The sequence below is a fragment of the Marinobacterium sp. LSUCC0821 genome, from assembly GCF_012848475.1.
In the GTDB taxonomy this organism is placed as follows: domain Bacteria; phylum Pseudomonadota; class Gammaproteobacteria; order Pseudomonadales; family Balneatricaceae; genus Marinobacterium_E.
In genome coordinates this window covers 1,904,600-1,930,263 of sequence record NZ_CP051666.1, presented here as the reverse complement: position 1 = coordinate 1,930,263, position 25,664 = coordinate 1,904,600, and the positions used below count along the sequence as shown (strand labels likewise).

Annotated in this window: 24 protein-coding genes; 6 read left to right on the top strand and 18 right to left on the bottom strand. The window is 48.6% G+C overall.

Annotated elements, in window-relative coordinates:
* Positions 1-29: 29 nt before the first annotated feature.
* Together hexR and HH196_RS09360 are read left to right on the top strand one after the other, a co-directional pair.
* The gene (gene hexR / locus HH196_RS09365; protein ID WP_169451860.1) at positions 30-920 is read left to right on the top strand and encodes a transcriptional regulator HexR; all 891 of its coding nucleotides are present in this window, start codon (positions 30-32) and stop codon (positions 918-920) included.
* 150 nt (positions 921-1,070) lie between these two features.
* Positions 1,071-1,271 carry a PA3496 family putative envelope integrity protein gene (locus HH196_RS09360; RefSeq protein WP_169451859.1) on the top strand — a complete coding sequence of 67 codons (201 nt, stop codon included), beginning with the start codon at positions 1,071-1,073 and terminating at the stop codon, positions 1,269-1,271.
* A 16-nt stretch (positions 1,272-1,287) separates the two neighbouring features.
* On the opposite strand, the gene HH196_RS09355 is transcribed toward HH196_RS09360, so the two are convergent.
* The 8 genes from HH196_RS09355 to HH196_RS09320 form a co-directional block, all read right to left on the bottom strand.
* Entirely contained in the window at positions 1,288-2,268 is a 981-nt protein-coding gene (locus tag HH196_RS09355; protein ID WP_248276845.1) for a GlxA family transcriptional regulator, read from the bottom strand.
* Positions 2,269-2,328: 60 nt separating this feature from the next.
* Positions 2,329-2,598: an antibiotic biosynthesis monooxygenase gene (locus HH196_RS09350; protein WP_169451858.1), complete on the bottom strand. Its 270-nt coding sequence runs from the start codon at positions 2,596-2,598 to the stop codon at positions 2,329-2,331.
* Between the two features lie 140 nt (positions 2,599-2,738).
* Positions 2,739-4,070 (bottom strand): branched-chain amino acid ABC transporter permease, encoded by a 1,332-nt coding sequence (locus HH196_RS09345; protein ID WP_211160781.1) that lies wholly within the window; start codon positions 4,068-4,070, stop codon positions 2,739-2,741.
* Positions 4,070-5,083, bottom strand: coding sequence for a branched-chain amino acid ABC transporter permease (locus HH196_RS09340; protein WP_169451857.1), 1,014 nt, complete (start codon positions 5,081-5,083; stop codon positions 4,070-4,072). The genes HH196_RS09345 and HH196_RS09340 overlap by 1 nt, the downstream gene beginning before the upstream one ends.
* Positions 5,084-5,086: 3 nt before the next feature.
* On the bottom strand, positions 5,087-5,791 hold the full coding sequence (locus HH196_RS09335) for an ABC transporter ATP-binding protein (protein ID WP_169451856.1): 705 nt from the start codon (positions 5,789-5,791) through the stop codon (positions 5,087-5,089).
* Between the two features lie 5 nt (positions 5,792-5,796).
* Entirely contained in the window at positions 5,797-6,567 is a 771-nt protein-coding gene (locus HH196_RS09330; RefSeq protein WP_169451855.1) for an ABC transporter ATP-binding protein, read from the bottom strand.
* Between the two features lie 66 nt (positions 6,568-6,633).
* A complete protein-coding gene (locus HH196_RS09325) occupies positions 6,634-7,830 on the bottom strand; it encodes an ABC transporter substrate-binding protein (protein WP_169451854.1) in 1,197 nt (398 codons plus the stop codon).
* Positions 7,831-8,175: 345 nt separating this feature from the next.
* Positions 8,176-8,646: an Lrp/AsnC ligand binding domain-containing protein gene (locus HH196_RS09320; RefSeq protein ID WP_169451853.1), complete on the bottom strand. Its 471-nt coding sequence runs from the start codon at positions 8,644-8,646 to the stop codon at positions 8,176-8,178.
* A gap of 147 nt (positions 8,647-8,793) precedes the next feature.
* Here HH196_RS09320 and putA point away from each other — a divergent pair, with 147 nt between their 5' ends.
* Together putA and HH196_RS09310 are read left to right on the top strand one after the other, a co-directional pair.
* Positions 8,794-12,225 (top strand): bifunctional proline dehydrogenase/L-glutamate gamma-semialdehyde dehydrogenase PutA, encoded by a 3,432-nt coding sequence (gene putA / locus HH196_RS09315; protein WP_169451852.1) that lies wholly within the window; start codon positions 8,794-8,796, stop codon positions 12,223-12,225.
* Between the two features lie 6 nt (positions 12,226-12,231).
* Positions 12,232-13,158 carry a DMT family transporter gene (locus HH196_RS09310; RefSeq protein WP_169451851.1) on the top strand — a complete coding sequence of 309 codons (927 nt, stop codon included), beginning with the start codon at positions 12,232-12,234 and terminating at the stop codon, positions 13,156-13,158.
* Here the strand turns inward: HH196_RS09310 and HH196_RS09305 are convergent.
* Positions 13,148-14,245, bottom strand: a complete 1,098-nt coding sequence (locus tag HH196_RS09305) for a GNAT family N-acetyltransferase/peptidase C39 family protein (RefSeq protein ID WP_169451850.1) — start codon at positions 14,243-14,245, stop codon at positions 13,148-13,150. The two genes, HH196_RS09310 and HH196_RS09305, sit on opposite strands and share 11 nt — an antisense overlap.
* Positions 14,246-14,362: 117 nt before the next feature.
* On the opposite strand from HH196_RS09305, the gene HH196_RS09300 reads away from it, so the two are divergent.
* Positions 14,363-15,850 (top strand): RimK family protein, encoded by a 1,488-nt coding sequence (locus tag HH196_RS09300; protein ID WP_169451849.1) that lies wholly within the window; start codon positions 14,363-14,365, stop codon positions 15,848-15,850.
* Between the two features lie 14 nt (positions 15,851-15,864).
* Here the strand turns inward: HH196_RS09300 and glmS are convergent, their stop codons facing one another.
* Both glmS and glmU read right to left on the bottom strand, forming a co-directional pair.
* On the bottom strand, positions 15,865-17,688 hold the full coding sequence (gene glmS / locus HH196_RS09295) for a glutamine--fructose-6-phosphate transaminase (isomerizing) (protein WP_169451848.1): 1,824 nt from the start codon (positions 17,686-17,688) through the stop codon (positions 15,865-15,867).
* A gap of 9 nt (positions 17,689-17,697) precedes the next feature.
* The gene (gene glmU, locus HH196_RS09290; RefSeq protein ID WP_169451847.1) at positions 17,698-19,062 is read right to left on the bottom strand and encodes a bifunctional UDP-N-acetylglucosamine diphosphorylase/glucosamine-1-phosphate N-acetyltransferase GlmU; all 1,365 of its coding nucleotides are present in this window, start codon (positions 19,060-19,062) and stop codon (positions 17,698-17,700) included.
* A gap of 97 nt (positions 19,063-19,159) precedes the next feature.
* Between glmU and HH196_RS09285 the strand changes: the two genes are divergently transcribed.
* Entirely contained in the window at positions 19,160-19,900 is a 741-nt protein-coding gene (locus HH196_RS09285) for a TrmB family transcriptional regulator (RefSeq protein WP_169451846.1), read from the top strand.
* A gap of 46 nt (positions 19,901-19,946) precedes the next feature.
* Here the strand turns inward: HH196_RS09285 and HH196_RS09280 are convergent, their stop codons facing one another.
* The 7 genes from HH196_RS09280 to atpE form a co-directional block, all read right to left on the bottom strand.
* The gene (locus HH196_RS09280; protein ID WP_169451845.1) at positions 19,947-20,372 is read right to left on the bottom strand and encodes a F0F1 ATP synthase subunit epsilon; all 426 of its coding nucleotides are present in this window, start codon (positions 20,370-20,372) and stop codon (positions 19,947-19,949) included.
* A gap of 31 nt (positions 20,373-20,403) precedes the next feature.
* The gene (gene atpD / locus HH196_RS09275; protein WP_169451844.1) at positions 20,404-21,801 is read right to left on the bottom strand and encodes a F0F1 ATP synthase subunit beta; all 1,398 of its coding nucleotides are present in this window, start codon (positions 21,799-21,801) and stop codon (positions 20,404-20,406) included.
* 36 nt (positions 21,802-21,837) lie between these two features.
* On the bottom strand, positions 21,838-22,701 hold the full coding sequence (gene atpG / locus HH196_RS09270) for a F0F1 ATP synthase subunit gamma (protein WP_169451843.1): 864 nt from the start codon (positions 22,699-22,701) through the stop codon (positions 21,838-21,840).
* A gap of 78 nt (positions 22,702-22,779) precedes the next feature.
* On the bottom strand, positions 22,780-24,324 hold the full coding sequence (gene atpA / locus HH196_RS09265) for a F0F1 ATP synthase subunit alpha (protein WP_169451842.1): 1,545 nt from the start codon (positions 24,322-24,324) through the stop codon (positions 22,780-22,782).
* A gap of 15 nt (positions 24,325-24,339) precedes the next feature.
* Entirely contained in the window at positions 24,340-24,876 is a 537-nt protein-coding gene (locus HH196_RS09260; RefSeq protein ID WP_169451841.1) for a F0F1 ATP synthase subunit delta, read from the bottom strand.
* 12 nt (positions 24,877-24,888) lie between these two features.
* Positions 24,889-25,359, bottom strand: coding sequence for a F0F1 ATP synthase subunit B (locus HH196_RS09255; protein WP_169451840.1), 471 nt, complete (start codon positions 25,357-25,359; stop codon positions 24,889-24,891).
* Between the two features lie 58 nt (positions 25,360-25,417).
* Complete coding sequence (gene atpE, locus HH196_RS09250; protein ID WP_169451839.1) at positions 25,418-25,651, bottom strand: F0F1 ATP synthase subunit C; 234 nt, start codon at positions 25,649-25,651, stop codon at positions 25,418-25,420.
* Between the last annotated feature and the right edge of the window lie 13 nt (positions 25,652-25,664).

The window sequence follows — 25,664 nt, the reverse complement described above, 5'->3', positions numbered from 1 at the left end:
CAGTCGTATTGGATCTTGATGGAATAAGCGTGAATTCAGCAAACCTTTTGAAGCAAATTTCTGACGCCCGCCAAAAGCTGCGCAAATCTGAGCAGAAGGTGGCTGATTACGTCTTGGCACAACCAAATGATGTGATTCACATGCGCATTGTAGACTTGGCCTCTGAAGCCAATGTCTCTGAACCAACCGTAGTTCGCTTCTGTCGTGCCCTGCAGTATGACGGTTTCCAAGATTTCAAACTGACGCTTGCTCAAGCTCTTGCCAGCAACACTGCGTTCGAGCAGTTCTCCATGAACCGTAAAGATACAGTGCTAGAGTTTAAGCAGAAGATCTTTGACTCGATGATGGGTAACCTCGTCAATGTGCGCGAGCAACTTGATGACGAAGCACTTGAAGAGGCGATTAATGCCCTCGCCAAGGCCAACCGGGTCGAGTTTTACGGCTTAGGAGCGTCAGCTCCTGTGTGTGCTGATGCGCAGCACAAGTTCTACCGTCTTAAAATCTCTGCTGCTGCCTATTCCGACCCGCATATGCAGACGATCTCTGCTGTGACGCTGGGCGAGGGTGACGTGGTAGTTGCCATCTCTCAGACAGGTCGCACCAAAGATCTACTCCACTCAGCTCGCTTAGTGAAAGACACTGGAGCCACTGTTATCACAATCTGTCCTGCCGATACGCCACTAGCTGAACTGGCAACAATTCCAATTCACGTGGATGTCGAAGAGGATAAAGACCTTAGCGCGCTTATGTCTTCTCGCGTTGTGCATCTGGTGGTTATTGATGTTCTTGCCGTGGGCGTTGCTATGCGACTTGGACCCAGTGCTGTGGATCATCTTAAGACCATCAAGCGTAGTCTTAGAAACCTTCGTCAAAACGATCGCCGCTTTATCGGGCGCCGTGGCGAATACAGTTACGATTAACACTTCTGTAACACCTCCCTGCTACGATAGTTTAGGTTGAAAAATGATCTAACCTTCGTTAAAAACGTAATTGAACAGTGTAGCTGCGAGCGTGGCTAATTCTTTGAGAATGGGCCATTGATCGTAGGCAGTTTGCTTGGGAGGTGACCTATGCTAGTTCGTGAAGAAGAACAACTAGATGCTGTAAAAACTGAGATCTTCGATATTCTGGTTGGATACGAAGATGAGCGAACCCTTGAAGAGAAGCGAACTCAGTCTCAACGCTTGCTCAATGCCCGTCGTGCAATAGAGCAACGTCGTGAAGAGCGTGAGCTATCGAGCTACTTCAACGAGGAAGATTGGTTCGAATAGAACCCCTCTAGACCCTCTATTTAGTCTCACCGAGTTCAATGACTCGGTGCACCCCTGTCCTCGCCTCGCGCGGGGTCAATCCAAACTGCTTTTTATAACAGCGAGAGAAGTAACTCGTTGAGCTAAAGCCTGCATTTTGTGCAATTTTTTGAATTGGCGAGCGGGTATTCTTCAACTGCTGACGGGCAAACTCTAGACGCAAACTCATGTAGTAGGCCGTCGGTGACGTATTTAGATGCTGTCTAAATAGACGCTCCAATTGACGTGTGGATAGGCCTATACGGTCACAGATGTCATCACAACTCAGTACCTGTTGAACATGTTCTCGCATCAGCTCTAACGCTTGAGTAAGACGCGGATGGCTACCATGCTGGCGCAGTTGTAGCTTCATACGCTGCTTATCATGAGCTGGACGTATGTTCGGGTGGATACAGTGCTCGGCAACCTGATGCGCCAAAGATTCGCCATGTCGAAGGGTGATTAGCTGCAAAATCATATCGAGGCCGGATAGGCCCCCTGAACAGGTCATGAGATTACCATCGATCTCATATAGCTCTTCACTGACATTGAGCTCAGGGAAAGCTTCAATAAGATGATCACGCTCCTCCCAGTGAACGGTACAGGTTTTATCGTTAAGAATACCTGCTTGAGCAAGAACCAGCGCGCCAGTAGAGGTTGCACCAAGGCTAACTCCCTGACGCGTTAACGCCTGTAGCCACTGATTGAGAGCCTCGCCCGACTCTTGGCGTGCACCAATCCCACCCACAACCAACATTCGATCAATGCCATCGATATCATGCATCATACGAGTCGGTTGAAACTGCATCCCCGTACTACACATGACCGTTTGATCTTCAGGACCATAGAAGTGCCACTGATAGAGGTTTTGACCACTCAGCTGATTAGCCAAACGAAGAGGATCAATAGTCGCTGCGAACGAAATAATGGAGAAGCCCGGCATCAAAAAAAAGCCGAAATGTTCAGGACGTTGCTGCACAGTAACCCTCGACAAAAGTGAAAACAGTGTCGCAATTGTAATGCTTTGTCGGATTAGAAACTATTTTAACTCAGCAATTTCTACCGAATAGCTGGTGTACCAGTGTGACTTGCCCAGAGTTTGGGCAGCTTGATGCTCAGGATCTGCACCCCAACGGCGGATAGATTCACGGTCGGGCCAATATGAGAGCGCTATCTCTTCTTTGTCTGTAGCAAAGGATTCAAACCGAGTACATCCGTAACTTTTTGCAAGTTCGCGTAATTTATAAGCAGTATTGACGTAGTTATCATCCAATTCTTTAATTTCAGCTTTGAAGATAACTACGTACATGAGTGAACACTCGAAAGGGTCTAGTAGAGGTTGAGAGAGCGGATGACAGGCTAAAAGCCTGTCACCAACGAATAAACCCAACTACGGAGTTACCGTGACAGGCCTTCAGCCTGTCAGCGGCAATATCAGCGTCTTCCAGACTACCGACGCGCGGTACGCTCAGGGATTAAACCCTCAGGCGCATAGCGAAGTGCGATTAGAAGCACGATACCTACAGTCATTAGACGCATGTGAGCAGCGCCATCCATAAGGTGCAGACGCAACCAGTGAGTTGGCTCCATGAAGGATGTGAGTGAGTCAATCAACCACAGGCCGATCGGTTCAGCCTCAATCCAGAAGAACCAGATGAAGAAACCACCCAACACAGCACCCCAGTTATTGCCGGAACCACCGATAATCACCATAACCCAAATCAGGAAGGTAAAACGCAATGGCTGGTAACCCACAGGGGTAAACTGACCATCAAGTGTGGTTAGCATGGCACCAGCAAGACCGATGACAGCAGAACCAATCACAAAGATAGCCAAATGGCGCTTCACTACGTTTTTACCCATCGCGGCAGCCGCAACTTCATTATCACGGATAGCGCGCATCATGCGGCCCCAAGGTGACTTAAGTGCAGTCTCAGAGAGGAAAAGTAGAATCGCAATCACAGCAATGAAGAGACCTGCATAGCAGACCTTCACGAACAGTGATGATGCCTCTGCCAGAGGAATTCCCCAGCTAGCTGCAAGATCTTGGAACCAAGCGGCCTCCTGAAGATCGACTTCATAAGGTACAGGACGTGGCAGACCGTTCACGTTCTTAACACCACGTGTAAGCCACTCTTCGTTCTTAATGAAGTAGAGAACAATCTCCGAGATACCGAGAGTTGCGATCGCAAGATAGTCAGAGCGCAAGCCCAAAGCGACCTTACCAATGACAAATGCAGCACCCGCCGCGAACAGCATACCCACCGGCCAAGCGAGAACGATAGGAAGACCTAGGCCACCCAGGTAACCTGTCACGGATGGATCAATCGCTTCAATCGCTTCAACCGCCGGAAGGAAGAAAATACGACCCAGTGCATATCCAACTGCAATCACAGCAAATATCAGCCAGTAAGCGACTTTTTTCTGCTTACCAAACTGCTTCCAGACAAAGATAGAAGCGAAGATGGTCGCAACCAAAATCAGCAGACCAATCAGGACACCAGAACCACCTGCGGCATACGCTTCATCAACTGGCGGCATAGAGACCAATACTGCAGCAAGACCACCCAGAGCCGCAAAGCCCATGACACCTACGTTAAATAGACCTGCATAACCCCACTGCATGTTCACGCCCAGTGACATAATGGCACTGATCAAACAGAGGTTAAAAATTGAGAAGGCTACTGACCAACCCTGGCCAACACCCACAATGATTAACAGTAACGCCATACCTGCATAGAGGATTGGCGTACGGTATTGATTAAAGAATGATTGGTTCATTACAAGGTCTTCCCGCTAAAGATACCGGTAGGACGCACAATCAGTACGATCACCAGAATGATGAATGAGACAGCGATCTTGTAATCGGTACCCAGTAGCTGAACCAGAGAGTCTGGTTCAAAGCCTTCAGGGCCGAGATACATCACAACTTTCTTGTAGGCAAAGGTCACTGCGATCTCAGAGAAGGCGATGACATAGCCACCCGCAATAGCACCTAGAGGGTTACCCACACCACCAACAATCGCCGATGCGAAAATAGGTAGCAGTAACTGCATGTACGAGAAGGGCTTAAAGCTCTTATCCAGGCCGTACAAAGTACCCGCAATCGTTGCAAGCGCACCCACCAAGATCCACGTGATCAGAACTACACGATCTGGGTTGATACCCGATAGCAATGCGAGGTTCTCATTATCTGAGAATGCGCGCATCGACTTACCTGTTCGAGTCTTATTAAGGAACCAGAACATCGCCGCAACAACCAGAATAGCCGTAATAATGGTTACAGCCTGTGTCATTTTCAGCGCGAGGCCCTCATCTAAACCCGTCGCTTTTTTGAAGTCACGAGCGGAGATCACGAAACGGGCACCATCAAAGAAGATCTGGTCGCCAGGGCCGATGATGAAACGCACCAAACCACCGATGAAGAACATCAAACCGATCGATACAATCAGAAAGATGACCGGGCTCGCTTTACGTTGGCGATGATATTTGTAGACACTCTTATCAAGAAGCAATGACAGTGCCACAGCGCCAAGAATACCTACCGGCAATGCCAAAAGGGCTGTTGGTAGTGGGTCGATCGAAACACCCAGTGACTGCAGTCCCCAGGTACCAAAAATTGTCAGCATGGTACCAAATGCCATGGTTTCACCATGGGCAAAGTTTGAAAAACGTAGAACGCCGTAGACCAGAGTAACACCCAGTGCACCCAACGCCAGCTGACTTCCGTATGTCAGGGCTGGAACGAGAAGGAAGTTACCTAGAACGACCAACGCATTAAGAAAATCAGTCATGCGTTAACCCCCTAAGAATGAACGACGTACATCAGGGTTAGCGAGTAGTGCTTCACCTGTGTCTGTAAAACGGTTTGAACCCTGAACAAGCACATAGCCCTTATCAGCAATCTCCAACGCTTGTTTCGCGTTTTGCTCAACCATCAAAATAGCAACGCCTGTGCGCGCAATCTCAATAATACGATCGAACAGCTCATCCATAACGATAGGCGAAACACCCGCTGTAGGCTCATCAAGCAGAAGCACTTTCGGCTTGGTCATCAATGCACGACCCACCGCAACCTGCTGTCGCTGACCACCAGAGAGCTCACCCGCTGGTTGGTTACGCTTCTCTTTGAGAATTGGGAATAGCTCGTAAACCTGCTCCATGGTGTCTGTGAAATCATCGGTACGGATGAATGCACCCATCTCGAGATTCTCTTCAACACTCATCGAAGTGAAAACGTTGTGGGTTTGTGGAACAAAGCCCATACCTTTCAATACGCGCTCTTCAGGTTTTAGATGGGTGATATCTTCACCATCAAACATCACATGACCTGAACGCAAATTGAGCATACCGAAGGTCGCTTTCATTGCTGTCGATTTACCGGCACCGTTTGGGCCTACAATCACAGCAATTTCACCCTTATCTACACCGATGGTGCAATCTGTCAGAATATCCGCGGAGCCGTAGCCGCCGGTCATACTCTGTCCAATTAAAAAGCTCATGACTCTTACCGCTTATGCTTAAGCCCGGTGCCAAGGTAAGCCTCGATCACCTGCTCATTGTTTTTAACTTCATCAACCGTACCCTCGGCCAAAACTGTCCCTTCAGCCATACAGATCACTGGGTCACAAAGACGTGCGATAAAGTCCATATCATGCTCAATCAAGCAGAAGGTGTAACCACGCTCTTGATTGAGTTTCAAAATTGCATCCCCGATCTTGTATAGAAGCGTGCGGTTAACGCCAGCACCCACCTCATCAAGAAAGACGATTTTTGGCTCGACCATCATGGTACGACCCAATTCAAGCAGTTTCTTCTGGCCACCTGAAAGATTGCCTGCAAGCTCGTCCGCTACATGGCCAATCTCAAGAAAGTCGATAACCTCTTCCGCTTTCTCACGAACGCGCTGTTCATCAGCAGCAACACGATCTTTACGGAACCAGACATTTAAAAGGCTTTCGCCCGCCTGATCCGAAGGCACCATCATCAGGTTTTCACGTACCGTAAGTGAGGAGAACTCATGCGCCAACTGGAAAGTACGCAACACCCCTTTTTGAAACAACTCATGGGGCTGAAGGCCTGTGATATCTTCACCATCAAGCAGAATACGACCTGAGGTCGGCTTGTAGTGACCGGCAATCACGTTAAAGAGAGTAGTTTTACCGGCACCGTTTGGGCCAATCAAACCAGTAATAGATCCCTTCTTAATATGAAGAGAGGCGTCATTCACGGCATGTACACCGCCAAAGCGCTTATGAAGATTTTCTACACGAATCATACTGTCTAAATGCAAAAACGGCTCGGAACCTTTTGAGTCCCGAGCCTGTTTATTTATCGCTACGAATTAACGGTAACGAACAGTTGTGTTCTTCTGATCTTTAACCAGAATCTCACGGTAGCTACCAGCTGACTCACCGCCGCCGATTAGCTCAACTGCAGTCGCACCAACGTAGTCGATCTGACCGCCGTTCGCTAGGATCTCAAGACCTTTAGCAAGTTCACCTGGGTAGATTTTCTCACCAGGAGCGTTTGCGATTTCAAATACGAAATCTTTAAACACTTTAGAGTCTTTAGACTTAGCTGCCTGCATAGCAAGAAGAGTCATAGCTGCAGCGTCGTAAGAGTAGTCAGAGTAAGGACCAGCTTCGAAACCAGCAGCTTTAGCCATCTCCTGGTAAGTTGCAGAACCTGGGCTGTCAGTACCAGGAACTGTACCGATAGAGCCGTTCAGATCTTTACCGATTGCAGCAGTTAGGCTGTCACCAATCATCGCATCTGGAAGGAAGAAGTGATCAAACGCACCAGAGTCTAGTGAAGACTGGATAATGCCCTTACCACCCTGATCTAGGTAGCCTGCTACAACAAGGATGTCACCACCAGCCTGAGCTAGAGCACCCACTTCCGCACTGTAATCGCCTTTGCCATCTTCGTGTGGAGTGTTGATGGTTACTTTGCCGCCAGCAGCTTCAAAGTTTGACTGGATGCTGTCTGCAAGACCTTTACCGTAGTCATTGTTAGTGTAAGAAAGAGCGATAGACTTGTAGCCTTTCTCTTTAAGCATCTCAGCAATTACCTGGCCCTGACGCGCATCAGATGGTGATGCACGGAAGAAGTAACCGTTATCTTCAAGCGTAGATAGCGCTGGAGAAGTCGCTGATGGAGAGAACAGAACCACACCGTTAGGCATCGCAACGTTCTGTAGGATTGAGATAGTCGCACCTGAACATAGAGCACCTACAATCGCATCTACTTTTTCTGCAGCGATTAGACGCTCTGCAGCTGCCGCAGCTGCTGCTGCATCAGTACAAGTAGAGTCTGCGCGAGATGAAGTTACTTTAGCGCCACCAAGAAGTTTGCCGCTATCAGAAACTTCTTTCATCGCAAGCTCTGCACCTGCAGCCATAGAAGCAGCTAGTGATTCAGCAGGACCTGTAAAACCAAGTGCAACACCTAGGCGCACTTCGTTAGGCATGTGGCTGCCAGCTTGTGCTGCGCCAGCAATCATTGATGCTGCAGCAACAGCCAATGCTAATTTTTTCATTCTGTTCTCCTTATAATTTATTCAATCGTCTGACCTAAACTCGTTTTTAGGTGCAACGATCATGAACTACGAGTGACGCGGTTCATTAAGATCAACATTACAGAAAGTTGACCCCCTAGACAATCGCACTAAGTGGACTTAACTGCTCTGCTGGTCAGACAAGTTAATCTTTAACTAATCTGAGTAAAAATTTTGTGGCTTAAGTAAGTATAAAACCAAACCGTAAGTGTAAATTCACTATTTTTTATAAAAAATCAGTTATATAAATCTTAATAATCGAATATTCATAACTTATATCCTTCATTTTTATAATTTTTAGATAATTTGACTATTAACAGGTCAAAACTAATCCTCAAAAACCTGTCCGTGCTCTTTAACTGCCTCCATACAGACAAACGTAGAGGTGCTAGCGACATAGGGTAGTTCTGAAATAGTTTCACCCAAGACAGCACGGTAGCTCGCTATATCGCGGGTACGAACCTTAAGTATGTAATCAAAGTCAGCTGCCATCATGTGACACTCTTCAATCTCAGAGACGTTACCAACTGCAGCGTTGAAGGCCGCTAAAGCGGCTGCACGGGTATCGCTCAACTTAACTTGCACAAATGCGATGTGGTTTGTATCTAAAAGGCCGTAATCCATGATGGCTGCGTAACCACGAATATAGCCCTTAGACTCCAGTCTCTTCATACGGATCTGACAAGGTGTCTTAGATAAGCCTACTGTATCTGCGAGCTCTGTGACTGTTATGCGGCCGTTACGCTCAAGTGCTTTAAGAATTGCACGATCAAAACTATCTAAATCCACTTTAGCCATAATCACTACTTTATTGATAGTTAATTAATTTTTAGCCTAATTAATATTTAATAATAAGTTTTTAATTTAACTTATGATCGATAAATTAGACCAATTGTTTAACGCAAGATAACTATACTGAGCGTCATATTCAAGAGGGGCTTGGCAATGAACGCTCAAAACAGACATATCGAACTACCGCTCCCAACCAACAGCGAAGTCGAACAACTATCTACCTTAATAGAACAAGAGTCGCTCCTTTGCGCAGTAGATTCATCTCTACAGCAGCAGGCGGAGTCGCTAGTCGATGAAATTCGCACAGGTTACAAACCCTCGATGCTGGAGCAGTTTCTAAAAGCCTATCCGCTGAATACCTCTGAAGGGCTATCGTTAATGACTCTTGCTGAGTCCTTCCAACGTATCCCTGATGCCCACACGCGAAATGCACTGATACTCGATAAGCTTACGAATCGAGATTGGAGTGCTAAATCAGACAGCAAAACCTTACTAGTTTCACTGGCCTCAAGCGGTTTAAAACTTGGGCATGCCATGCTTAAACCCAAACTAATGCGCACTGCAATTTTATCTGTCATGCGCCTAGCTATTGGTATGGGTATGAAAGCGATGGGGCAAGCATTCGTGCTGGGCCAAAACATAGAGTCAGCACTTAAAAGAGCGCGTCTGCTAGAAAAAGTAGGGTACAGCTACTCCTATGACATGTTAGGCGAGGCCGCGCACACCGAGCATGATGCAGATCGCTATTTCAACGCCTATAAAAATGCCTTGTTAGCACTAGTGGCTCGCTCTGACTCAAGTGATATAGCTAAAAACCCTGGAATTTCTGTAAAACTCTCTGCGCTCCATCCGCGTTACGAACTGCTCAATGAGCAAGCCGCTATCAACGAGCTAACGCAGAAGATGCTGCCACTGTGCCTGCTCGCAAAAGAGCACAACGTTGGTTTGAACATCGATGCAGAGGAGTGCGCACGCCTCGAGATCTCTCTCGATATCATCCATGCGCTCATAGCCTCTCCAGAGTTATCAGGCTGGGATGGTTTAGGCATCGTAGTACAGGCATATAATCGAAAATCCTATGCTGTGATTGATCAACTTTACGGTTGGGCTAAAGAGTACGATCGCAAAATTATGATTCGCCTTGTTAAGGGGGCTTACTGGGACACCGAGATTAAGCTTGCGCAAACTCAAGGCTTGGCAGATTTCCCGGTGTACACGGCAAAACACCATACTGATATTAGCTATCTTGCCTGTGCGCGAAAATTGATTCGTTACGGCGAGCGTATCTACCCACAGTTTGCGACTCATAATGCCCAAACCGCAGCCTGTGTGACTGCTTGGGCTAAAGAGGCGGGTATTGAGTTTGAACTTCAGCGCTTACATGGCATGGGGGAGGCGCTCCATCAGCAAATCATGAAAGCCAATTCAACTCGTTGCCGTATCTATGCACCTGTTGGAACTCACAAAGATCTACTCGCTTACCTAGTGCGCCGACTATTAGAAAATGGTGCAAACAGCTCATTTGTGAACCTTCTAGCGGATGAAAAAGTCCCAGCACATCAGGTTGTTGAAAACCCACTCAACAAACCAAAGATCGCCAATAGCATTGCTACTGGACTAGAGATCTTCAAACCACGCATCAATTCAAGTGGCTTTGATCTAGGAGAGAGAAAAGTCTTAAAGGGTCTACTCAAATCGCGTGAACTCTTCATGACAAAAATCTGGGGCGATAGTGGCGACTCCCAGGTTGTCTCCCCCTATTCAGGCGAATTGGTTGGCTACTATCAGACCACAGCCCCCAATGAAATTAAGGAAGCAATCACAAACGCAATCGATGCTCAGCCATCTTGGCAGTCTGCCACTCACCGTGCAGAAGCTCTGCGCCTTATTGCCGATCTGTATGAACGTGACACCCCAGAATTTTTGGCCCTGCTCGCGCGCGAAGCGGGTAAAACCCTGTTAGATGCGATTAACGAGGTGAGAGAAGCGGTCGATTTCCTTCGCTATTACGCTGATCAGACAGATCAACTAGCTGCTGAATCACAAGGACGTGGGGTGAGCGTTTGTATTTCACCCTGGAACTTCCCTTTAGCCATTTTCACAGGCCAGATAGCTGCGGCCTGCGGTGCAGGAAACACAGTGTTAGCAAAACCTGCTGAGCAGACCTCTTTAGTTGCTATCAAAGCGATCAATCTTTGGTACGAAGCTGGTGTTCCGAAAAATGTAGTTCAGTTGATTCTAGGTACCGGCGCAGTGCAGGGTAACGCACTAGTCTCACACCCAGAGATCAAATCTGTGATCTTCACAGGTTCTACAGCTACAGCACAAAGAATTAATCACGCGCTCGCTGAGAATGCATCTCCAGAGGCTTTGTTGGTAGCCGAAACAGGTGGTCTAAATGCGATGATTGCCGATGCCTCCTCACTCCCTGAGCAAGTGGTGCGTGATGTAGTAGCATCCGCGTTCCAAAGTGCCGGACAACGCTGTTCAGCTCTGCGTATGCTCTATGTCCAAGAGGAGCTCTATCCGCAGGTAGTTGAGATGCTTGTCGGTGCTATGAAGCTGCTCAAAGTAGGCGACCCAACCCTTTTAAACACTGACGTTGGACCTGTCATTGATGAGCGCGCGTACGCTTCGCTCAATGCCTACATTGCTGAGCAGAAAGAGCGGGTTATCTATCAAGTGAATTCTCAAGCTGATGGCGGTTACTTTGTGCTACCGACATTGATCGAAGTGAATGGAATTGAAGATCTCGATTTTGAGCGTTTCGGCCCGATTTTACATATCGCATCTTACAAAGCAGCTCGGCTTTCAAAGGTCATTGAGCAGATTAATGACAAGGGGTATGGATTAACTTTTGCTATCCATTCTCGCATTCAATCTCAGACACAACAGGTGTGCGAGGCATTGCACGTGGGCAACTGTTACATCAATCGTAACCAAATTGGTGCAGTGGTCGGCTCACAACCTTTTGGCGGTGAAGGACTATCCGGAACGGGTCCCAAAGCGGGCGGCCCCAACTACCTGCAAAACATGGTAGCGCCAATTGTGACGCAATCGAGCTGGCTTCCAGATCAACAGAACTACTTAGTGGACACCCAGGTGGAAAACGCTTGGAACACTTTAATCGATCGTTACTCACCATCAGTTGTGAAGCAGGAGCTAGATTGTCCGGGCGTCACTGGCGAAAAGAACAGCTTACAAACGATGGCCCGTGGATATTGGTTAGTGACCGGCGATCAGTATAGCTGGGAGCAAGCGATTGCTTCTGCCAAAGCAGGCAACCCAACACTCCTCATAACAAATGCGAGTGCGCCCCCGAATGTTGATCCTCAGCTACCCCTAATTCACCTCGAAGGGACTCTGCCTGCCGTTACTCTGCAAAAGCTAAATGCAATCGCAGGTGTTAGCGTCAGCGCAAGCCAAGAGTATCAACGGGAGATTCGCAAAGCTTTAGCAAACAGAGAGGGAGCTATCGTTCCACTTCTAACAGATTTAGGTAGGTCGGTACGCCACATCAAAGAGCAGCACATCTGTGAAGATACAACTGCATCGGGCGGAAATGCAGCATTATTGATTGGATAGTCATCAATGCGCTTGACCCAAGCGGTCAAGCGCCCTACTTTGCGTTTATTAACCGCAGTGAGCAAATGGATGAAGCCGACCAATATTGGAATTCTACTCTGTCTAGCATCAATGGCTTCGTTTGCTGTCCAGGACATCATCACTAAGACGCTGCTACTCAGTGGAATACCTCTCAGCCAGCTTCTGCTGGTGCGTTACGCTGTATTCTCCATATTTGCAGTGGTGCTTGCGGGTGGCCTACACAAGGCATGGAGCGCGTTAAAGTCAGCAAGGCCAAGCCTACAGATTCTAAGGGCGTCGTTATCGATGACAGAGATCGCCTTTATCAACATCTCATTCACCTTGATGACTGTCGCTAAAGTGCACGCCATTGTTGCGCTATTTCCTCTCATTACCCTCGTGATGGCGCGTTTTATTCTCAAAGAGTCACTCAGCAGACGAAAAGCGGTTGCGGTATTGGTCGGCTTGGCAGGCACACTAACGATCATTCAACCTAAACTGTCGGGCTTTAACACAGACATGCTGTTACCGCTTAGTGGGGCTATAGCCTTAGCAAGCTTTTCGATTGTGACAAAATTTTTGAGTGGCAAAGATGGCTTCAAAACGCATGCAATGTATATGGGTGTCGTCGGGCTGGTGATCTCACTGCCCTTAGGGATTTGGCAGTGGCTGGAGCCAAGCTTTGAGCAGGGGCTATTATTGCTGACACTAGCCGTCATGAATATTGGCTCACAACTCTTCTATATCAAAGCGATGGACTACGCTGACGCCAGTACCCTGCAGCCCTTTAACTACACGCTACTACTGTTCGCTACAGTAGCTGCGCTCATCTTTCTAGGTGAGGTTCCAACACTGCTTACGCTCATTGGTGGTGGCGTGATTGTCTTAGGAGGACTGATTGCCATGGTCAGCGCTAGAGGTATTAAAGGGTAATTAAAATCGTCGCGCTTAAACGCTCACGGCCATAGCGCGACATCTGCTGAAACTCATCTAACGCAACGGGCACATCGATATAGTCCAGCTCCGTATGCCAATCATCATGATCCATATCGGGATCACAGAGATAGATAAACCGGTCATCTGCTCCTGAAAGCAATACCCAGTGTGGTGCTTTGTTGCGGTTTAAGCGCCAGGTACTAATGAGCGCAATAGCTACCGCACCCTCTTTCAAGTGCTTTACCAAATCGGCTGAGTCGATTGTTTGATAATGTATCTCAGCCCCTAAGCTGTTCAACTCTGCAAGATAATCCTGGTGAACCTGCTCAATCACAGACTTTTTATCCAGATCTCGAACGCTATCAATAAAGGGAGTGGTTTCCTTCGATAGATAGAGAGTCGGACTGAACCCTCGCCTCTTTGCAGCCAACGCAATACCTACTGGGGAGCAACCGCCATGGCCTGAGGTCATATAGATGGTAGTGGCTTCACGCCATATCGCGAGCTCTTCACTTCGAGTCATCGCGCGCGGAGAGGCAAGTCGATTCATAGCCATCAACAAACTGGCTGGACCACAGCTAAAAGGTGTGGTCTGTTCGTAATATCCTGTCGCGGGCACGGGTTTTGCAGCCCGCCGTATAGTACGTTCCATACGGATAGCATCACTACCGTCACCATAATATTCCGCTATACGCCCAAAGGTATGAAATCCCATACGTTTATAGAGCTGAATAGCAGGCTGATTGTTGACTGAAACCTCTAGCCGGATAAAAGCACTCGCCTGTTCACGTGCGGCCAGCTCTGCCTGCTGTAATAGCTGTTGGGCAATCCCTCGTCCTCGCGCCTTTGCATCGACCGCTAAAGAGTAGATTCGGGCTAAATTCGTCCCTTTGCGATAGAGCAGTAAAAGATAACCGAGCAGTTCGTCACCTGCGACAGCGACTAGAAGATCATCATGAGACGATTTGATAAAGCGGCGTAGGCTGCGCGCAGACATTCGATCGCTCTGAAAGGATGCGTTCTCTAGTGATACAAGATTATCCAGATCAGAAAGTTGTGCAGGGCGGATCTCAATTTCGGACACATGGATGCCCTCTAGCTATGTTAAGCAAATCGTAGAACTGTTTTTTTAAACTAGCTAGTAGCGAAATAAAAAAAAGAGTCTACTATTCGCTAAAGCCCTGCTCGCAAGGAGTACACCATGGCACAACTCTATGTAGTCGTCGACGATAAAGACGATTGGACCCCATTTTTCCCTAGTCAGGATGTCATCTCTTTTGAGGAGTACATCGCACTGCCTGCCAATCGTAGTAAGGGGCGAGTGCGTGTTATCAACTGCTGCCGCAACTCACGGGCTCTTGGCCGTGGCTACTACTGTTCACTGCTTGCTGAGGCTCGAGATCATCACGTCATCCCTAAAATCCAAGTACTGAATGACCTGCGTCGTAAGGCGCTTTGGAGTATGGAGGCCGAAGAGATTCAAGCAGCGTTGGATCAACTCGAGACCAACTTAGATTCAGGCCTTGGAACACTCGATCTAACCCTCTACTTCGGCCAAGCAGGTGTCTCTGAGTTAGAGCCTTTGGCACGCCAGTTGTTTGATCGCTTCCCTATTCCAATTCTTGAAGTAACTCTCAAGTACCGTAAAGGATGGAAAATCGAAAAGATTAAACAGGGTGTCATTCCATCTTCGAATGACGAGTCAGAGCAAGATCGTTTTGCAACTGCGATTGATCAGTTCAGTACGCGTATTTGGCGCAAGCCCAAGGCGAAAAAGCAGTTTCGCTTTGACCTAGCCATGCTTGTCGACAGCAAAGACCCCATGCCACCAAGTGATGAGGACGCGCTTAAGAAGTTCGAAAAAGCGGGGGAACACCTTGGCATTAACGTACAACGCATAACACGCAGGGATTTTCATAGAATCGCCGAGTTTGATGCGCTTTTCATTCGCGTCACCACAAACATCGATCACTACACCTACAAGTTTGCGCGTAGGGCAGAAGCTGATGGTTTAGTTGTGATAGATGATCCACAGTCCATTTTGCGCTGTACCAACAAGGTCTACCTTGCTGATCTTCTTAAGACTCATAAGGTCCCGACACCCAATACGGTGATTGTAACTAATGCGAGTAAGGCGACTGTAAATCAGATTAAAGAGGAGATCGGTTTTCCTGCTGTGCTCAAAGTGCCAGATGGATCTTTCTCTCGCGGCGTAATACTCGCCAATAATGAGCAGGAGCTAACAGACTCGTTAAAGCAACTGCGTCAGAGCTCTTCGCTAGTATTGGCTCAAGAGTATCTATACACAGAATATGACTGGCGAATCGGCATCATCAACAACAGGCCACTTTTTGCCTGTCGCTACTTCATGGTTAAAGATCATTGGCAAATCTATAAACATGGTGGTGAGTCAGCACCCGATTCAGGGGATTTTGACACGCCGGCAACCTGGCAAGTGCCACAGAAGGTGATGAGTGTTGCGTTGAAGGCTGCTCGCCTGATTGGCGATGGTTTCTATGGAGTCGACCTGAAACAGACAGGGGATCGCGTGGTGGTTATCGAGGTTAATGACAACCCAAGCCTTGATTCAGAGGTTGAAGATCTCCACCTCGGCGAAGCGCTCTACCATGAAATCATGGCAGAGTTCTTACGCCGCATGGAGAACAGACGTCAGTATCGTCTGAATTAAGAAGCGACCGTTGCTTACTCGACGGTCACAGACTTAGCAAGGTTACGTGGCTGGTCGACGTCGGTCCCTTTGAGCACTGCCACATGGTAAGAGAGTAGCTGCAAAGGCACTGAGTAGACGAGCGGCTCAAGCCAGAGGCTTACGCTTGGGAGCTCAATAACGTGAATTCCCTCTTCCGCTTTCAGCGTGCCCTGCTCTGCAAAGACAAATAGCTCGCCACCGCGTGCACGCACCTCTTGAAGGTTTGCTTTGAGTTTATCGAGCATGTCGTTATGTGGCGCTACTGCAACAACTGGCATCTCTTTATCCACTAGGGCTAACGGGCCGTGTTTCAACTCGCCGGCTGGGTAGGCTTCAGCATGAATGTAGGAGATCTCTTTTAGTTTAAGCGCACCTTCCATCGCTATAGGGTAGAGCGCACCACGACCTAAGAAGAGCGTATGATTCTTCTCAGCAAAAGCAGCCGACATATCAAGGATTGCCTGATCAAACTTAAGCACCTCGTTCAGGATCTGCGGTAGGGTACGCAGCTGAGAAATGATCTCTGTCTCTAAACTCTCTGGCATGCCATTACGACGACCAAGTGCGATGGTTGTCAGCATTAGTGCAACCAACTGAGAGGTAAAGGCCTTCGTTGAAGCGACACCAATCTCAGGGCCAGCATGGGTCATTAGTGAGAGTTGTGACTCTCGCACCAGTGAGCTGCCTGGTACGTTACAGATCGCTAGTGAGGCTAGAATACGCGATTGCACATCACGAAGTGCTGCCAGTGTATCTGCCGTCTCACCCGATTGTGAGATTGTCAGTAGCAGTGTGTCTGCTGGCACTACCGCTTTGCGATAGCGAAACTCCGAGGCCACCTCAACACTACATGGAAGACCTGCGATCTCCTCAATCCAGTAACGTGCCACCATCCCTGCGTGATAGCTGGTACCACAAGCCAAAATCAACACACCCTTGGTACGATCAAAGATATCTGCAGCTTGAGCACCGAAACACTGCTCAAGCAGGTTATTGCCACTGAGACGACCTTCAAGAACATTCGCCATCACCTCTGGCTGCTCGAAGATCTCTTTAAGCATAAAGTGTTTGTATTCACCCTTTTCAGCAGAATTCGCGGCATATTCAAACTGCGATACAGGACGCTCTACCTGTTTGCCAGTAGCATCCCAAACCAGAATTTCTTCACGGGTCAAACAACCAATATCGCCATCTTCAAGGAACATGAAACGATCGGTTACAGGGAGCAGAGCTAACTGATCTGAGGCGATGAAGTTCTCACCTATGCCGACACCGATCACCAGCGGACTACCCTTACGTGCGGTGAAAAGCTGATCCGGAATATCACGTTGAACAACGCCAAGAGCAAATGCACCTTCCAAACGCGCAATCACTTTAGGTAGAGCTTCAAGCAATGAGGCGCCTGATTTCAGTTGGCTTTCAAGTAAGTGAGCAATTACTTCAGTATCGGTTTCAGATGAGAAGACGAACCCCTCTGCAATCAACTCCGCTTTTAAGGATTCAAAGTTTTCGATAATTCCGTTGTGAACAACCGCTACAGAGTCGCCCGACATATGAGGATGGGCGTTGTGTTCAGCAGGAACACCGTGTGTTGCCCAACGCGTGTGCGCTATACCCAGGGTGCCCTTAATCGGTGTGGCTGCTTGAGCATCCTTAAGCGCTTGTACCTTACCAATACGACGCAAACGACCAACTACATCCCCATCGTGAATCGCCATGCCCGCAGAGTCATAGCCACGATACTCAAGGCGACTGAGGCCCTCTAACAAAATACCGCTTACCTGACGCTCAGAGACTGCGCCTACAATACCGCACATAATCTATCCTTAACTCTTTTTGACTGGACGCTGCCAGCCAGCAATATTTCGTTGTTTACCACGCGCAACAGAGAGCTCTTCATCACCGACTTCGGATGTGATCGTAGAGCCTGCGCCAATTGTCGCTCCGGCTCCCACTTTGACCGGCGCTACGAGTGAACTATTCGAACCAATAAAGGCATTATCACCGATCTCGGTAAGCGACTTATTCACACCATCGTAGTTACAGGTGATGGTGCCAGCACCGATATTTGCACCCTTACCAATTACCGCATCACCAATATAGGTTAGATGATTCACCTTAGAACCTTCACCTATCTTGGCCTTTTTAATCTCAACAAAGTTACCCGCCTTAGCACCAGCGGCCAGATCACTGCCTGGGCGAAGACGTGCATAGGGACCAATCTGACAACCTGCAGCAACCGATGCTCCATCGATATGTGAGTTGGCAAGAATCTCAACATTATCGCCAATCACAGCATCTTTAATCACACAGTTAGGACCAATAGTGACACCTGAACCGATCTTCACACTGCCCTCGGCAATGAAATTGATATCGATCTCAACATCACTGCCAACAACTAGCTCACCGCGTACATCAATTCGTGTAGGGTCTGCAAGCGTAACCCCAGCGTCCATCAAACGGTTAGCTTGCTGAAGCTGATACCAGCGCTCTAACTCTGCGAGTTGACGACGATTATTAACGCCCTGCACCTCATATTCAGACTCAGGGTGTTGAGCTTGCACGCTAATGCCCGCATTAGCTGCCATCGCGATAAGGTCTGTTAGATAGTATTCGCCCTGGGCATTGTTAGAAGATAACTGAGGTAGCCACTCAATAAGGTGCGAGGTAGGCATTGCCATAATGCCCGTATTCACTTCAGTAATTGCTAGCTGCTCTGGATTGGCATCCTTCTGCTCAACAATACCCACCACATCATTCACAGCACTGCGAATAATTCGGCCATAGCCTGTAGGGTCGTCAAGTTTTACTGTTAGGAGAGCAACCTTACCTTGTTGCGCTGTCTGCACCATCGACTCGAAAACCGAAGCGGGCGTCAGCGGCACATCCCCATATAACACCAAGGTAACACCCTCAGCACGCAACCCTGGTACTGCCTGAGCAACTGCATGGCCAGTACCCTTCTGCTCCGCCTGAAGATAGAAGCCACACTCCTCATTTGCGAGTGCTGCTTCAACCTGATCCGCACCATGTCCAACCACAACATGAATCGAGCTATTAGCGAGCTGTTTTGCTTGATCAATCACATGTAGCACCATCGGTTTACCAGCAAGCTTGTGCAGCACCTTGGGCAGAGAGGACTTCATGCGGCTACCTTGTCCGGCAGCGAGGATTACAACATCAATCGACATCTAACGTATGTTTCCAAAGAGGGTTATATCTACTTGACGATACTTTAACCGAAGCGCAGACTGAGGCAAGGTTAAATGTCATAAAAAAATTGACAATATGGACGCACAACTATTTTCAGACATAGGTCTCGGACCTCGCGAACTCTCTATCTATCGCGCACTTCTTGCATTAGGGCCAAGCTCTATTCGTACAATTGCGGACAGATCAGGCATCAATCGTGGCACAACCTATGAGTCATTAAAGCAGATGCAGGTTCAGGGGATAGTCACCTATCTCCCTAAAGGTAAAAGGCGAATCTTTACTGCACGTGAGCCGGAAGTGCTGTTAGATCTTGCGGAGGAGCGCAGAAAACGCCTGGATAGCGCCGTAGATGAGCTCAAGAAGCGTTTAATACCTGAACTGCATCAACTCACTCCTGACTTTAGCGCAGCCAATGTACAGTGGTTTGAGGGGGATGATGGGATAGAGCAGGTGCTCAGGGATATCCTAGCGCGTGTTGGCGAGGCTAAAGATCCTGTCTATTCGGTCTTCTCATCTAAACCGATCCGTAAACACCTCTACCGCCCCTTTCCGAACTTTACTGCTCAACGAGTCGCGCGTGAGATTAAAGTAAAGGTTATTGCGATAGGCGATGGTGGTGAGAGTGCCGACTACTCTGAACGTAAGTGGATTAAGACGGAAGGGCCGGTGGATGCGGCCTATATCGCGATCTATCCTCCACGTGTGGCGATTATCTCGCTAGCTTCAGAGAACTATCCAACCGCGGTGGTAATCGACTCAAAAGAGGTTGCTGCTGCGCAGCAGATTATTTTTGATACGCTTTGGCGGCTTTTGTAAGGAATAAAAAAGGCAGCCGAAGCTGCCTTTTTTGATCATTAAGATCTTATTTGCCGAGTTTGCGGCGAATTGCATCGAGGGTACGAAGCTGTGCAGCTGCTTCCGCTAGCTGAGTTGCAGCACGTGAGTATTCGAACTCACCCTGCTTATCAGCCATCGCTTGTTCAGCCTGCTTCTGTGCTTCCTGCGCAGTCGCTTCATCAAGGTCATGTGCACGAAGTGCAGTATCAGCAAGTACAGTTACTTTGTACGGCTGAACCTCAAGGAAACCACCAGACACGTAGAAGATATCCTCTTCACCGCCCTGCTTGCGTAGCTCGACAGGGCCTGGTTTTAGTTCCGTCAATAGCGGAGTGTGACCTGGGTAGATACCCAGTTCACCCAGGCTACCTCTCAGAGAGACGAACTCGATAAGGCCAGAGAAGATCTCTCCTTCAGCACTTACGATGTCACAATGAACAGTCATAGCCATTTATATTACCTCTTCAGGTTCCGCTCTCGGATTACATCTTCTTGGCTTTTTCGACTGCTTCGTCGATGCCACCAACCATGTAAAACGCCTGCTCTGGCAGGTTGTCGAACTCACCATTTAGGATGCCCTGGAAGCCACGGATAGTGTCTTTCAGAGAAACATACTTACCTGGTGAACCAGTGAAGACTTCAGCCACGAAGAATGGCTGAGACAGGAAGCGCTGGATCTTACGAGCACGTGCTACTGTCTGTTTATCTTCTTCAGAAAGCTCGTCCATACCTAGGATCGCAATGATGTCTTTCAGCTCTTTGTAGCGCTGAAGTACACCCTGCACCTGACGTGCAGTCTCGTAGTGCTCTGTACCGATTACTAGCGGGTCAAGCTGACGAGAAGTCGAGTCTAGTGGATCGATTGCTGGGTAGATACCAAGCTCTGCGATCTGACGTGAAAGTACAACTGTCGCATCAAGGTGCGAGAAGGTTGTAGCTGGCGATGGGTCAGTCAAGTCATCCGCTGGTACGTATACCGCCTGGATAGAAGTGATCGAACCAGTCTTAGTAGAAGTGATACGCTCCTGAAGAACGCCCATCTCTTCTGCAAGAGTTGGCTGGTAACCTACCGCTGAAGGCATACGACCTAGAAGTGCAGATACCTCAGTACCCGCAAGCGTGTAACGGTAGATGTTATCTACGAATAGAAGTACGTCACGACCTTCGTCACGGAACTTCTCAGCCATAGTTAGACCAGTCAACGCTACGCGTAGACGGTTACCTGGTGGCTCGTTCATCTGACCGTAAACCATCGCTACTTTCGACTTGTCAAACTGCTCTACGTTTACTACGCCCGCTTCCTGCATCTCGTGGTAGAAGTCGTTACCCTCACGAGTACGCTCACCTACACCTGCGAATACAGATAGACCAGAGTGCTGAGTTGCGATGTTGTTGATCAACTCCATCATGTTTACGGTTTTACCTACGCCGGCACCACCGAACAGACCGATCTTACCACCCTTAGCGAAAGGACAAACAAGGTCGATAACCTTGATGCCTGTCTCAAGCAGTTCGTTAGTCGCTGCCTGATCTGCGTAAGTTGGTGCTTTACGGTGGATTGGGTAACGCTCCTCTTCACCGATCGGGCCACACTCATCAATTGGGTTACCTAGTACGTCCATGATACGACCTAGGGTCGCTGTACCTACAGGTACAGATACTGGAGCACCAGTGTTTACAACGTCCAGACCACGGCTAACACCTTCGGTCTGACCCATTGCGATTGTACGTACAACACCGTCGCCCAGCTGCTGCTGAACTTCAAGTGTCAGGTTGGTTTTAGTGACGTTTAGTGCGTCATAAACCTTCGGTACGTCAGTGCGTGGGAATTCCACGTCAACTACTGCACCGATAATCTGAACAATACGTCCGCTACTCATGTTCGGATCCTCTTAACTTATTAACCTGTTAACTGCTTATACAGCAGCAGCACCACCGACGATCTCAGAAATTTCCTGAGTAATCGCTGCCTGACGCGCTTTGTTGTAAACCAACTGAAGCTCATCAATCAGGTTGCCGGCGTTGTCAGTTGCATTCTTCATTGCCAACATACGCGCTGCCTGTTCACAGGCGTTGTTCTCAACCACTGCCTGGTACACCAATGACTCGATGTAACGAGTCAATAGACCTTCTAGAAGGTCACGAGCTTCTGGCTCGTAGATGTAGTCCCAATGATGATTGAGAGTATCGTCGTTTTCCTCAGCCCGAAGGGGTAGAAGCTGCTCAACCTGTGGCTTCTGGGTCATCGTGTTAACGAACTCGTTCGATACCACATATAGACGATCCAGTTTGCCAGCATTGAAGTTGTCTAGCATTACTTTTACCGAGCCAATTAGCTTTTCAAGTTCAGGTGCATCGCCAAGGCCGCTAGTCGCTGCCACAACGTTACCACCGTAGTTCTTGAAGAAACTAATCGCTTTAGCACCTACCGCAGCAACATCGATCTCAACGTTCTGCGAGTGATACTCCTTCATTTTGCCCATCGCAGCTTTGAACACGTTAATGTTCAAGCCACCACAGAGTCCGCGGTCAGAGCCAACGATGATGAAACCAACACGTTTCACATCGTTAGACTGCATAAACAGGTGTTTGTATTCAGGGTTAGCTTTCGCTAAGTGCTGAATAACACCACGGATGCTGCGAGCATACGGACGGGAAGCTTGCATGCGATCTTGTGCACGACGCATTTTCGACGCAGCAACCATTTCCATGGCGCTGGTGATCTTACGTGTGCTACCAATGCTCGCAATTTGCGTCTTAATCTCTTTTCCGACTGCCATAGTTCCGCCTCTATTCCTTGACCTAGTACCGGCTGACCACTGAGTAATCAGCCGCCATGCTCATTAATACCGAGCCTATTACCAAGTCTGAGTAGATTTGAACTTCTCAATGCCGGCTTTGAAGTTAGCTGCGATTTCATCGTTGAAATCACCAGCTTTGTTCACATTAGCCATCACATCAGCGTGCTCACTGTTGAAGTAAGCAACTAGTGCTGATTCGAATGCACTGATTTTGTTCAGCTCTACATCTTTCAGGAAGCCTTCGTTAGCAGCGTACAAGCTTAGACCCATCTCAGCGACAGACATTGGCGAGTACTGTTTCTGCTTCATCAACTCAGTTACGCGCTGACCGTGCTCAAGCTGAGCGCGAGTCGCGTCGTCCAGGTCAGATGCGAACTGCGAGAACGCAGCCAATTCACGGTACTGAGCAAGCGCTAGACGTACACCACCACCAAGTTTCTTGATGATCTTAGTCTGAGCCGCACCACCTACACGTGATACTGACAGACCTGCGTTGATCGCAGGACGGACACCGGCGTTGAACATTGAAGACTCAAGGAAGATCTGACCATCTGTGATCGAGATAACGTTAGTTGGTACGAACGCCGAAACGTCGCCACCCTGAGTCTCGATTACAGGAAGGGCAGTCAATGAACCTGTTTGTCCTTTAACTTCACCTTTAGTGAACGCTTCTACGTAATCTGCGTTTACGCGAGCTGCACGCTCTAGTAGACGAGAGTGAAGGTAGAATACGTCACCTGGGTATGCTTCACGACCTGGTGGACGACGAAGAAGTAGAGAGATCTGACGGTATGCCCAAGCCTGCTTGGTCAAGTCATCGTAAATGATCAGTGCATCTTCACCGCGGTCACGGAAGTATTCACCCATCGCACAGCCAGCGTATGGTGCAAGGAATAGCATTGCTGCTGGATCCGCTGCGCCCGCTGCAACAACGATGGTGTGATCCATCGCGCCGTGCTCTTCAAGCTTACGTACTACGTTAGCGATAGTAGACTGTTTCTGGCCCACTGCTACGTAGATACATTTGATACCAGTACCTTTCTGGTTGATGATCGCGTCGATTGCAATTGCAGTCTTACCGATCTGACGGTCACCGATGATCAACTCACGCTGACCACGGCCGATTGGTACCATCGCGTCGATCGCTTTCAGACCAGTCTGAACTGGCTGATCAACTGATTGACGTGCGATTACGCCTGGCGCTACTTTTTCTACAGCGTCAGTAATTTTCGCGTCGATTGGACCTTTACCGTCGATTGGGTTACCAAGCGCGTCTACAACGCGACCTAGTAGCTCAGGACCTACAGGTACTTCAAGGATACGACCAGTACATTTAGCGGTCATACCTTCTTTTAGATTTTGGTAGTCACCTAGAACTACGGCACCGACAGAGTCACGCTCAAGGTTAAGCGCCATACCGTAGACGCCACCAGGGAACTCGATCATTTCGCCGTACATTACGTCAGCGAGACCGTGGATCAAGATGATACCATCGGATACGCTAACGATTGTGCCCTCGTTACGGGCTTCTGAAGACACATCAAGAGACTCGATGCGCTTCTTGAGAATCTCGCTGATCTCAGATGGATTCAGTTGCTGCATTTTTATTCCTCACACTCAGGAATTCATCGCTTCGGCCAATTTAGCCAATCGCGCACGAACAGATCCGTCGATCACAAGGTCGTCAGTACGAACAATTACACCGCCAAGGATAGATTTATCTACCTGAGATGTAACTGACACTTCACGACCCAACTTAGTGCTCAACGCCTTTGCCAGTTTCTGCTGCTGGTCATCAGCAAGCTCGAAGGCAGTTGTCAGATCCACATCGATTGATGCTTCCTGCGCTGCTTTAAGCTTTTTGAATTGCAAAGCAATTTCTGGGAGCAGTGCCAAACGCTGATTCTCAGCCAGTACAGCAACAAAATTTTGTCCTGCCTGGTCGATATCGCCTTCAAGAAGGCCATTCAGCGTCGCCGCTTTCTGCTCTGACGTTAGGGCTGGAGTAGCCAGCACTCGAGCAACTGTCTCGTCTGCTACTACTGCAGCAGCTGTAGAGAGCATAGTTGCCCATTGATCGAGGCTGCCCGCACTCGCTGCGTATTCAAACGCAGCTTTGGTGTAGGGCCGAGCGACTGTATTGAGTTCAGCCATCGTAAACCTCGCTTAAAGCTCCGCTGCTAGTTTTTCAACTAGCTGTGCGTGTGCTTTCTCGTCAACAGAGGCTTCCAGAATTTTTTCAGCGCCAGCTAGTGCTAGTGCTGCAACCTGTGAACGAAGAGCTTCCTTCGCCTGGTTGATTTCCTGTTCAAGTTCAGCTTCAGCTGCAGCTTTCACGCGAGATGCTTCTTCACGTGCTGCTTCTTTAGCTTCTTCAACAATCTGGTTAGCCCGCTTGTTGGCCTGTTCAATGATGGCAGCTGCCTGCTCTTTAGATTCGCGCAGGTTATCTGTCGCTTTCTCTTGAGCTAGCTTCAGATCGCGTTCAGCGCGCTCTGCCGCATCAAGACCGTCTGCAATCTTCTTCTTACGCTCAGCCAGTGCGCTTGTTAGCGGTGGCCATACGTATTTCATACAAAATACGACGAAGATGAAGAAAGCAATGGCCTGACCAATGATGGTGAGATTGATATTCACGCCATTATCCTCGCGGTTGTCTGATTAATAGTAGTTGGTTCAGTTTTCAAACTACTTATTAGCCAGCAACGGCGAATAGTACGTAAAGACCAAGACCAACGCCGATCATAGGAACCGCGTCGACAAGACCCATTACGATGAAGAACTGAGTACGTAGAAGTGGGATCAGTTCTGGCTGACGAGCAGCACCTTCTAGGAATTTGCCACCTAGAACACCGATACCTACTGCAGCGCCAACAGCGCCCAGACCCATCATCAGTGCACCAGCAATGTATAGCAATGCCATTTCCATCGTTTTTCTCCGA

Coding starts and splice junctions, on each gene's coding strand:
- HH196_RS09335 (WP_169451856.1), bottom strand. CDS start 5,791: ATGAGCTTTTTAATTGGACAGAGTATGACCGGCGGCTACGGCTCCGCG.
- HH196_RS09345 (WP_211160781.1), bottom strand. CDS start 4,070: ATGAACCAATCATTCTTTAATCAATACCGTACGCCAATCCTCTATGCA.
- HH196_RS09360 (WP_169451859.1), top strand. CDS start 1,071: ATGCTAGTTCGTGAAGAAGAACAACTAGATGCTGTAAAAACTGAGATC.
- HH196_RS09350 (WP_169451858.1), bottom strand. CDS start 2,598: ATGTACGTAGTTATCTTCAAAGCTGAAATTAAAGAATTGGATGATAAC.
- HH196_RS09300 (WP_169451849.1), top strand. CDS start 14,363: ATGGCACAACTCTATGTAGTCGTCGACGATAAAGACGATTGGACCCCA.
- HH196_RS09325 (WP_169451854.1), bottom strand. CDS start 7,830: ATGAAAAAATTAGCATTGGCTGTTGCTGCAGCATCAATGATTGCTGGC.
- HH196_RS09340 (WP_169451857.1), bottom strand. CDS start 5,083: ATGACTGATTTTCTTAATGCGTTGGTCGTTCTAGGTAACTTCCTTCTC.
- putA (WP_169451852.1), top strand. CDS start 8,794: ATGAACGCTCAAAACAGACATATCGAACTACCGCTCCCAACCAACAGC.
- glmU (WP_169451847.1), bottom strand. CDS start 19,062: ATGTCGATTGATGTTGTAATCCTCGCTGCCGGACAAGGTAGCCGCATG.
- atpG (WP_169451843.1), bottom strand. CDS start 22,701: ATGGCAGTCGGAAAAGAGATTAAGACGCAAATTGCGAGCATTGGTAGC.
- HH196_RS09310 (WP_169451851.1), top strand. CDS start 12,232: ATGCGCTTGACCCAAGCGGTCAAGCGCCCTACTTTGCGTTTATTAACC.
- HH196_RS09330 (WP_169451855.1), bottom strand. CDS start 6,567: ATGATTCGTGTAGAAAATCTTCATAAGCGCTTTGGCGGTGTACATGCC.
- atpE (WP_169451839.1), bottom strand. CDS start 25,651: ATGGAAATGGCATTGCTATACATTGCTGGTGCACTGATGATGGGTCTG.
- HH196_RS09260 (WP_169451841.1), bottom strand. CDS start 24,876: ATGGCTGAACTCAATACAGTCGCTCGGCCCTACACCAAAGCTGCGTTT.
- glmS (WP_169451848.1), bottom strand. CDS start 17,688: ATGTGCGGTATTGTAGGCGCAGTCTCTGAGCGTCAGGTAAGCGGTATT.
- atpD (WP_169451844.1), bottom strand. CDS start 21,801: ATGAGTAGCGGACGTATTGTTCAGATTATCGGTGCAGTAGTTGACGTG.
- HH196_RS09285 (WP_169451846.1), top strand. CDS start 19,160: ATGGACGCACAACTATTTTCAGACATAGGTCTCGGACCTCGCGAACTC.
- HH196_RS09280 (WP_169451845.1), bottom strand. CDS start 20,372: ATGGCTATGACTGTTCATTGTGACATCGTAAGTGCTGAAGGAGAGATC.
- HH196_RS09320 (WP_169451853.1), bottom strand. CDS start 8,646: ATGGCTAAAGTGGATTTAGATAGTTTTGATCGTGCAATTCTTAAAGCA.
- atpA (WP_169451842.1), bottom strand. CDS start 24,324: ATGCAGCAACTGAATCCATCTGAGATCAGCGAGATTCTCAAGAAGCGC.